9 protein-coding genes are annotated in these 8,001 nt (G+C 61.6%); 8 read left to right on the forward strand and 1 reads right to left on the reverse strand.

Annotation, left to right across the window (positions count from 1 at the left end; genetic code table 11):
* From FHP91_RS11695 to FHP91_RS11720, 6 genes are read left to right on the forward strand one after another with little or no spacing between them, the layout of a single operon-like run.
* Window positions 1-1,197, forward strand: coding sequence for a beta-ketoacyl-[acyl-carrier-protein] synthase family protein (locus FHP91_RS11695; RefSeq protein WP_222105179.1), 1,197 nt, complete (start codon window positions 1-3; stop codon window positions 1,195-1,197).
* On the forward strand, window positions 1,194-1,628 hold the full coding sequence (locus FHP91_RS11700; RefSeq protein ID WP_144309775.1) for an ApeP family dehydratase: 435 nt from the start codon (window positions 1,194-1,196) through the stop codon (window positions 1,626-1,628). The genes FHP91_RS11695 and FHP91_RS11700 overlap by 4 nt, the downstream gene beginning before the upstream one ends.
* Window positions 1,621-2,358 (forward strand): 3-ketoacyl-ACP reductase FabG2, encoded by a 738-nt coding sequence (locus tag FHP91_RS11705; RefSeq protein WP_144309776.1) that lies wholly within the window; start codon window positions 1,621-1,623, stop codon window positions 2,356-2,358. Before FHP91_RS11700 ends, FHP91_RS11705 begins: the two co-directional genes overlap by 8 nt.
* The gene (locus tag FHP91_RS11710; RefSeq protein ID WP_144309777.1) at window positions 2,358-3,587 is read left to right on the forward strand and encodes a beta-ketoacyl-ACP synthase; all 1,230 of its coding nucleotides are present in this window, start codon (window positions 2,358-2,360) and stop codon (window positions 3,585-3,587) included. Before FHP91_RS11705 ends, FHP91_RS11710 begins: the two co-directional genes overlap by 1 nt.
* A 37-nt stretch (window positions 3,588-3,624) precedes the next feature.
* On the forward strand, window positions 3,625-4,413 hold the full coding sequence (locus FHP91_RS11715; RefSeq protein WP_186301527.1) for a MipA/OmpV family protein: 789 nt from the start codon (window positions 3,625-3,627) through the stop codon (window positions 4,411-4,413).
* A 9-nt stretch (window positions 4,414-4,422) separates the two neighbouring features.
* A complete protein-coding gene (locus FHP91_RS11720) occupies window positions 4,423-5,133 on the forward strand; it encodes a class I SAM-dependent methyltransferase (RefSeq protein WP_144309779.1) in 711 nt (236 codons plus the stop codon).
* 101 nt (window positions 5,134-5,234) lie between these two features.
* Here the strand turns inward: FHP91_RS11720 and FHP91_RS11725 are convergent, their stop codons facing one another.
* Window positions 5,235-5,678 carry an excinuclease ATPase subunit gene (locus FHP91_RS11725; RefSeq protein WP_222105180.1) on the reverse strand — a complete coding sequence of 148 codons (444 nt, stop codon included), beginning with the start codon at window positions 5,676-5,678 and terminating at the stop codon, window positions 5,235-5,237.
* 725 nt (window positions 5,679-6,403) lie between these two features.
* On the opposite strand from FHP91_RS11725, the gene FHP91_RS11730 reads away from it, so the two are divergent.
* Window positions 6,404-7,642, forward strand: a complete 1,239-nt coding sequence (locus FHP91_RS11730; RefSeq protein WP_144309780.1) for a beta-ketoacyl synthase N-terminal-like domain-containing protein — start codon at window positions 6,404-6,406, stop codon at window positions 7,640-7,642.
* 98 nt (window positions 7,643-7,740) lie between these two features.
* Window positions 7,741-8,001: transposase (locus FHP91_RS11735; RefSeq protein ID WP_144309781.1), on the forward strand; the 261-nt coding region annotated here is incomplete at its 3' end.

Genomic DNA, 8,001 nt, shown 5'->3' on the forward strand with positions numbered 1-8,001 from the left:
ATGGCCCCCCTCATCACACTGCCGGCGCTGGGCCTGGTCAACGCCCTTGGCCACGACGCCGCCAGCATCAGCCAGACCCTGTTTCGCGGCGACACCGCCGGCATGGTGCGCGAAGACGGCTGGCTACCGACGCGCGCGGCGCGCGTCGGCCGCGCACGCCTCCCTGATCTCCCCACCCTGCCCGCCGCACTGGCGCACTGCGACAGCCGCAACAACCGGCTGCTGCTCGCCGCGCTGAGGCAGATTGAAGACGCAGTGCGCGCAACCATCGCGCGCGTCGGCGCTCACCGGGTCGGCGTGGTGCTGGGCACCAGCACCTCCGGCATTCTCGAAGGCGAGGCCGCCGTCGCGCACCACGCGCAACACGGCACGCTGCCGCCCGGTTTTCAGTACGGCCGCCAGGAGCTTGGCGATTGCGCCCGCTTTCTGGCCGACGCGCTGGCGCTGTCCGGCCCGGCCTATACGGTATCCACCGCCTGCACCTCCAGCGCCAAAGCCATGATCTCGGCCCAGCAGCTGATTCGCGCAGGGATGTGCGATGCGGTCATCGCTGGCGGTGTCGATACCCTGTGCCGTTTGACCATTAATGGCTTCAGCGCGCTTGAGGCGACCACCGACGCGCTGTGCAACCCGATGAGCGCCAATCGCCGCGGCATCAATATTGGCGAAGGCGCCGCGCTGTTTCTGGTCAGCCGCGAACCCGGCGCGATCGCGCTGCTCGGCGCGGGCGAGTCGAGCGACGCGCACCATATCTCCTCCCCCGAGCCGAACGGCAAAGGTGCGGAAGTCGCCATCCGGCAGGCACTCGCCACGGCCGGCGCGGCCCCCGAGGACGTCAGCTATCTGAATCTGCATGGCACGGCGACGCCCAAGAATGACGAAATGGAGAGCCGCGCCGTGGCGCGCCTATTCCCCAAGGGCGTGCCCTGCAGCTCGACCAAACCCCTGACGGGTCACACCCTGGGCGCGGCCGGCGCGACCGAACTGGCCTTTTGCTGGCTGGCGCTTTCGCACCATAATGTCGACCGCCGCCTGCCGCCGCATGTCTGGGACGGCTGCGCCGACCCGGCGCTACCCGAATTGAACCTGGTGCGCGCCGACGACACTATTGACCGAAACAACCATCGAATCATGCTATCGAGCTCCTTCGCCTTCGGCGGAAGCAACTGTTGTCTGGCCATCGGAGACGCGCCATGAGTCCGTTCCCGCCGCCCGAAGCGCTACTCCCGCACCGTGCGCCCAATCTGCTGATCTCGGGCGTTAGCGAGTGCACTGCCGATCATGTTGCCGCGTATGCCGACATCCTGCCCGGCCAGTGGTATTCGGATGCCGAAGGCGGCATGCCGGCGTGGGTCGGGATCGAACTGATGGCACAGGCCATCGCCGCCTTTGTCGGCATGGAAGGACGACGCAACGGCCGACCGCCAAAGATCGGTTACCTCCTCGGCACCCGCGCCTATCGCTGCGAACAGCCGAGTTTTCCGGCCCATACCCGCATCGGCATCAAGGCACATCTGGTGTTTCGAGACGATTCTGGCCTCGGCGCCTTCGATTGCACGCTGCATCACGACGACATGCAAATTGCGGATGCCACGCTCAAGGTTTTCGAGACACCCGACCATGAATGACACTCCACTTCGCCGCGTCCTCGTCACCGGCTCCAGCCGCGGCCTTGGCCGCGCCATCGCACTGCAGCTGGCGGCGCAGGGCTTCGCCATCACGGTGCACTGCCGTCAGGGCGTCGCCGCAGCAGAAGCGGTGATTGCCGCCATTCGTGGCTCCGGCGGCACCGCCGACCTGCTGGTATTCGATGTCACCGCGCGCGACGCAGCCCGCGCGGCGCTGGAGGCCGATGTCGAGGCCAAGGGCGCTTACTACGGCGTGGTGGTCAACGCCGGCATCACGCGCGACAACGCCTTCCCGGCGCTGAGCGACAGCGACTGGGACGAGGTCATCGACACCGGACTCAACGGTTTTTTCAACATCGTGCATCCGCTGGTGATGCCGATGGTGCGTAAGAAAAAAGGCGGCCGCATTGTCACCATGGCGTCCGTGTCCGGTGTGATGGGCAATCGCGGCCAGGTCAATTACAGCGCGGCAAAGGCCGGCCTGATCGGCGCCACCAAAGCGCTGGCGGTCGAGCTGGCGAGCCGGCGCATCACCGTCAATTGCGTCGCCCCCGGTCTGATCGACTCGGACATGACGCGGGACTTACCAATGAACGAGGCGCTCAAGATGGTGCCGATGAACCGCGTCGGCACGCCCGACGAAGTGGCTGCGGTGGTCGGCTTTTTAATGTCTGACGCTGCATCCTATGTGACCCGTCAGGTCATCGGCGTCAACGGAGGCATCATCTGATGCACCGCGTGGTCGTCACCGGCATGGCCGGCATCACCTCGCTGGGTGACACCTGGGAGGCCATTGATGCGGCCATGAGCGCCGGTCGCAACGGCGTGCGCCGCATGCCCGAATGGGACGCCATCACCGACCTGCAAACCCGCCTCGGCGCCCCGGTCGATCATTTTCAGGTGCCACGCCACTACCCGCGCAAGATGCTGCGTTCGATGGGCCGCGTATCGCTGATGTCGGTCTGCGCCACCGAGCGCGCGCTGGCGCAGGCCGGTCTGCTCGACGACCCGCGCATCCGCGACGGCCGCATGGGCATCGCCTACGGCTCCTCCGGTGGCAGCGTCGAACCGGTGCGGGTGTTTGGCCAGATGCTCGACACCGGCCAGATGAGCGGCGTGACCGCCACCAGCTATATCCAGATGATGGCCCACACCACAGCGGTCAACATCGGGCTGTTCTTTGGGCTGAAAGGCCGGGTGATCCCGACCAGCAGCGCCTGCACCTCGGGCAGCCAAGGTATCGGTTATGCCTACGAAGCGATCCGCTATGGCAAACAAGCCCTGATGATCGCCGGCGGCGCCGAAGAATTGTCGAGCCCGGCGGCGGCGGTATTCGACACGCTGTTCGCCACCAGCCAGATGAACGACGCACCGACGCTGACGCCCCGCCCCTTCGACACCTGCCGCGACGGTCTGGTGGTTGGCGAAGGCGCGGCAACCCTGGTGCTCGAATCCTACGAACACGCCGTCGCGCGCGGCGCGACCATCCTGGCCGAGATCGTCGGCTTCGACTGCAACTCCGATGGCAAGCACATTACCCAGCCCTCGGCCGACACCATGGCCACCGTCATGCGACGCGCCCTGGCCGACGCCGATCTGCCGCCATCTGCCATCGATTACATCAGCGCACACGGCACCGCCACCGAGGTCGGCGATATCGCCGAATCGACGGCTGTCGCGGAGGTGTTTGGTGCGTCGACGCCGATCAGCAGCCTGAAAGGCCACTTTGGCCACACGTTGGGTGCCTGCGGTGCTATCGAAGCCTGGCTGGGCATCGAGATGATGCACGCTGGCCACTTTGCACCAAATCTGAATCTCGACACGCCCGACCCGCGATGCGCTGCGCTGGACTACATCATGAACAGCGCGCGGCCGCTGGATGTGACGACCTTCATGAGCAACAACTTCGCGTTTGGCGGCATCAATACCTCACTGATTTTCAAACGCCATCATGCCTAAGCCCTCTCACCTCATCCGCGCGAGCACACTGGCGCTCGTGCTGTTGTCGTCGGCCTGCGCTGTCGCGGCCGATGCGCCACTCTGGGAGTTCGGCGCCGGTGTCGGGCTGCTGTCGATACCGGACTATCGCGGCTCGGATCAACGCCAGACCTACGCACTGCCGATCCCCTACCTGGTGTACCGCGGCGAATTCCTGAAGATTGATCGCGACAAGGTACGCGGCGTGTTCTACCAGGACGCCCATACGGAATGGGATATCAGCCTCGCCGCGTCCGTGCCGGTGAAGAGCGACGACAACCGCGCCCGCCGCGACATGCCCGACCTCGATCCGACCGTCGAGATCGGACCGCAGTGGAGCTATAAACACCGTCGATCCTGGGGTGACATCACGCTGCGCCTGCCGCTGCGCAAGGTGCTGGCGGTGGACTTCCCGAACGTGCGCGACGTCGGCACGGTATTCACTCCGACGCTGGCGATCGATCGCGACAACCACCCGTGGCCGGGCTGGCATGCCAGCATGTCGACCGGACCGATCTTCGGCGACAAGGACTACTTCGCCTATTACTACAAAGTTGACAGCCGCTACGGCACCGCAAATCGCCCCGCCTGGGACGCGAAATCAGGCTACGGCGGATGGCAGCTCACCCTGACGCTGGCCAAGCGCTTCAAAAAGATCTGGGTCGGTGGCTTCCTGCGCGCCGACCATTTCGGCGGGGCCAGCTTTGAAGACAGCCCGCTGGTTCGCCAGCAAACCTCGTGGACCGGCGGCGTCGGCGTTTCGTGGATATTCCTCGAGTCTGCCCAACGCGTCCCCATGTCCCGCTAAAGCACATCCATGACTCAATCCATGACATCCAATGCTTACGTACCGGAGACCCGCTTCGGCTTCTGGTTTCTCGGCACCAATATCTGGCGAAACCATGTTCTCAAGATTGCCATCGACGACCTTCGCCGCCTGACTGATACCCCGTTTCCATCAGCACCGATCATCGCCGACGTGGGTTGTGGGCAGGGCAACTCGCTGAGTCTGCTGAAAGCCGCCTTTGCGCCCTCACGTCTGATCGGTGTTGAGTTTGACGCGGAGAGCCTGAGGATCGCGCGCGCCACCCTGGCAAAGCAAGGCATCGACGCCGAGCTCAAGCAGAACGATTGCGCGAATATTGAGTTGGCGGATGCGAGTGTCGATATGGTTTTTTGCCACCAGACCTTCCATCACCTGCTGCGGCAGGAAGATGCCATGCGCGAGTTCTACCGGATTCTCAAACCCGGCGGCCGCTTGCTGTTCGCGGAGTCGACACGCGCCTATATTCACTCTTGGGTGATCAAGCTGCTGTTTCGTCACCCCATGCACGTGCAACGCACCGCCGATGAATACAAGGCGATGATCCGCGCCGTTGGCTTTGAATTTGAGGCCAGGAACGTATCGGAGCCTTATTTGTGGTGGAGTCGCGCAGACTTGGGGGCGTTCGAGTGGTTCGGGTTCGGGGTGCCGAAAGAGCGGGAAGAAACCCTCGTCAATCTCGTGGCCACCAAACCGCGCGATTAGCCATCGATACCAATCGCAATGAGCCACCTCGCCGCGAGTCGTCGCGCGGTCCAACGTACAACAGCGCGACGACGGTCCAGCCGCCGTCGCGTCGAACACACTTAACGGGAGAGTCGTACAACCGTGCCCTTCAGCGCTACGCCTGCCATGATGGCGCCAGCACCGCACTCGTAAGTCTCGTCGCTCGACGTCTCTTTGCCGCGATAATTGCTCTTGATATTGATGACCGCGTTGCCACCCTCTTTTTTAACCCGCTCCTGCAACTCAAGCATCGCGCTAAGGAATGCCCACTCACAGGCCACCTTGTCATCTTTACCAAAAGCGTTGGTCTTTTTATTGGTCCCCCACTCACCAATGCGTTTGACAACTTTCGGGGTTTTTTGGGCACCGAAAAAAAACTTGATCTCGGGATCCAGCTTTTCCCGAGCGTCTGATGCTGACATCGCATCAGCAATCGGAAAATTGTGACGAGTATCACGTGCAAAAGCCGGCAGGGAAACAAACGCCGCCAGCGCAACCAAGACAAGACTTCGATAAATTGACACAGAGCATCTCCCCTTCGAAATAAACAAAATGCATGACGCCAGGCCAGTTTACTGCAGCAATCAATCCTGGCAAACGATAATTGTCGTTCCACAAACGCCCTCGCCTGAAACCCTTACATCATGAACCCGCTAAAAGCACTGAACACCGCGGCATTTCGCCTGCTACTCGCCAGCCCGGTTGCCGGATATCCGTCCCCATCATCAACTAAACCGGAATGACATGGCCACAAGGCAGCGGGCAACAATTCACGCTCGATCAGGTCCCCGGGCATGTCAGAAGAAACGCTGGAGCATTGGCAGCGCGGTGGATGACAATACGCTGGCTATCCGCAACAAACACACCATTCGGATGTCGATCCGTTACTCCACAGCACCGTCGACATCAGATTTTTCGGCAGCAGCAACATGAATGATGCAATCAAGGAGCCCAACCCTTACGCTCCGAGCTTCAGCGCTGGCGGAGCACAAGTCCGCACGGAAGTCATTCATCCCAACTACAACCGATGGGGCGCCGGCCTTGTCGGTGCGATCCGCACAGAATCAACAGAATAAGCGAGAGTTGCATTGAATCTCACACGCTTTCACATGCGGCATCCCCGGCAAGACAGACGTCAGGCGGAGCGCTTTCGCTCACGCCTTGGCGACACCTTGTCCTGCACGAGTGACCTTGCCTATGGTGGTAATACCTATCGAGAAACGTGCTCTCCTGCCCCTTCGGAAGCACCATGACTAGCACAACATCCCGCTCAGATCGTCGTGTCGTTGTTACTGGGATGGGCGCAATATCCTGTATCGGAAACACCCTGGACGACATCGCCTACGCGCTCAGAAACCAGATCGCCGGAATTCGCCATGTACCCCAATATGCCGAGTTGAGTCTCAAGAGCCAAGTCGCTGGAATCCCCGACCTGACGTCTGAGCCGGCAATACCCCGAAAAATTGGCCGCTACATGGGCGACGCCGCCATCTACGCCTATCACTCGCTGAACAAGGCCCTCGACGATGCGCAGCTTCCACTCTCAGCGGTTCGCCATCCACGTACGGGACTGATCGTAGGCTCGGGCATCGGATCCGGTTTTCACCACCTCGCTGGCATCGATATTCTGAGGGAACGCGGCGCGGACAAAGTGCCGCCTTATCTCGTTCCTCGGGTCATGGGAAGCACTACATCCGCATGCCTCTCGACCGCATTTGGCATCCAGGGCGTCTCGTTTTCGATCACCTCCGCCTGCGCAACCTCTGCCCATTGCATCGGGCAGGCGGCGCAGCTGATTCAATCGGGAAAGCAAGACGTCGTCTTTGCTGGCGGCTCAGAAGAAGTGTGCTGGACTTCTACCGCCCTATTCGATGCCATGGGCGCGCTCTCCAGCAGCTCCAATCACCACCCGGAAAAAGCCTCCCGGCCCTACGCTGTTAGCCGAGACGGCTTTGTCATCGCAGGCGGTGGCGGTATGTTGGTTCTCGAATCATTAACCCACGCGGCAGCACGGGGAGCCAGAATTTACGGTGAAATTATCGGAATCGGCGCCACCTCGGATGGCATGGACATGGTCAGCCCCCATCCGGCCGGGGCGGCACGTGCCATGCGCCAGGCGTTAGATGAAGCCAACACCTCCATCGTTGACTACATCAACACACACGCCACCTCAACGCCCAACGGCGACCTTAGCGAAGTGAAGGCACTACAAGAAGTGTTTGGACCAGCCTTGCCCGCGTTCTCCTCCACCAAGGGCATGACCGGTCATCCAATTGCCGCGGCGGCTGTTCATGAAGCCATCTACTGCCTCCTGATGCTTGATCAGAGTTTTATTGTCGGCAGTGCGCTACATGCCCCACTCGATCCCGCACTTGAGCAGAATATGAGCCTGGTAACATCGTGCATAGAGCGACGGATTGGAACTGTCATGTCGAATAGTTTCGGCTTCGGCGGTACCAACGCCTCATTGATCTTCCGTCGCGTATAGAAGCCAAAGATGATTAGCATCCACTAATCGTGACCTGCTCCCCCACAGCCGTACCACCTGATTGGCAGTGAGATCCGTCACGATGGAGAATGACGGACATGAGAAAGAGTCGATTTACCGAACAGCAGATCATCGGATTCCTGAAGCAAGCCGAGGCCAGCATGCCGATCGCGGAGTTGTGCCGCCAGGGCGGATTCAGCGATGCGACGTTTTACAAGTGGCGCGCTAAGTACGGCGGCATGGACGCAGAGGAGGCGCGCCGGCTCAAGGATCTGGAGAGCGAGAACGCCAAGCTCAAGAAGCTGCTCGCTGAGGCGCACCTGGATATCGAGGCGCTCAAGGTCGCTTTCCGGGTAAAG

The sequence above is a fragment of the Denitromonas halophila genome (assembly GCF_007625155.1).
GTDB classification, from domain to species: Bacteria; Pseudomonadota; Gammaproteobacteria; order Burkholderiales; family Rhodocyclaceae; genus Nitrogeniibacter; species Nitrogeniibacter halophilus.

Bases quoted from the DNA above. Each gene is read 5' to 3' on its own strand.
- FHP91_RS11730 (WP_144309780.1), top strand. From the start codon at position 6,404: ATGACTAGCACAACATCCCGCTCAGATCGTCGTGTCGTTGTTACTGGG.
- FHP91_RS11700 (WP_144309775.1), top strand. From the start codon at position 1,194: ATGAGTCCGTTCCCGCCGCCCGAAGCGCTACTCCCGCACCGTGCGCCC.
- FHP91_RS11695 (WP_222105179.1), top strand. From the start codon at position 1: ATGGCCCCCCTCATCACACTGCCGGCGCTGGGCCTGGTCAACGCCCTT.
- FHP91_RS11705 (WP_144309776.1), top strand. From the start codon at position 1,621: ATGAATGACACTCCACTTCGCCGCGTCCTCGTCACCGGCTCCAGCCGC.
- FHP91_RS11710 (WP_144309777.1), top strand. From the start codon at position 2,358: ATGCACCGCGTGGTCGTCACCGGCATGGCCGGCATCACCTCGCTGGGT.
- FHP91_RS11720 (WP_144309779.1), top strand. From the start codon at position 4,423: ATGACTCAATCCATGACATCCAATGCTTACGTACCGGAGACCCGCTTC.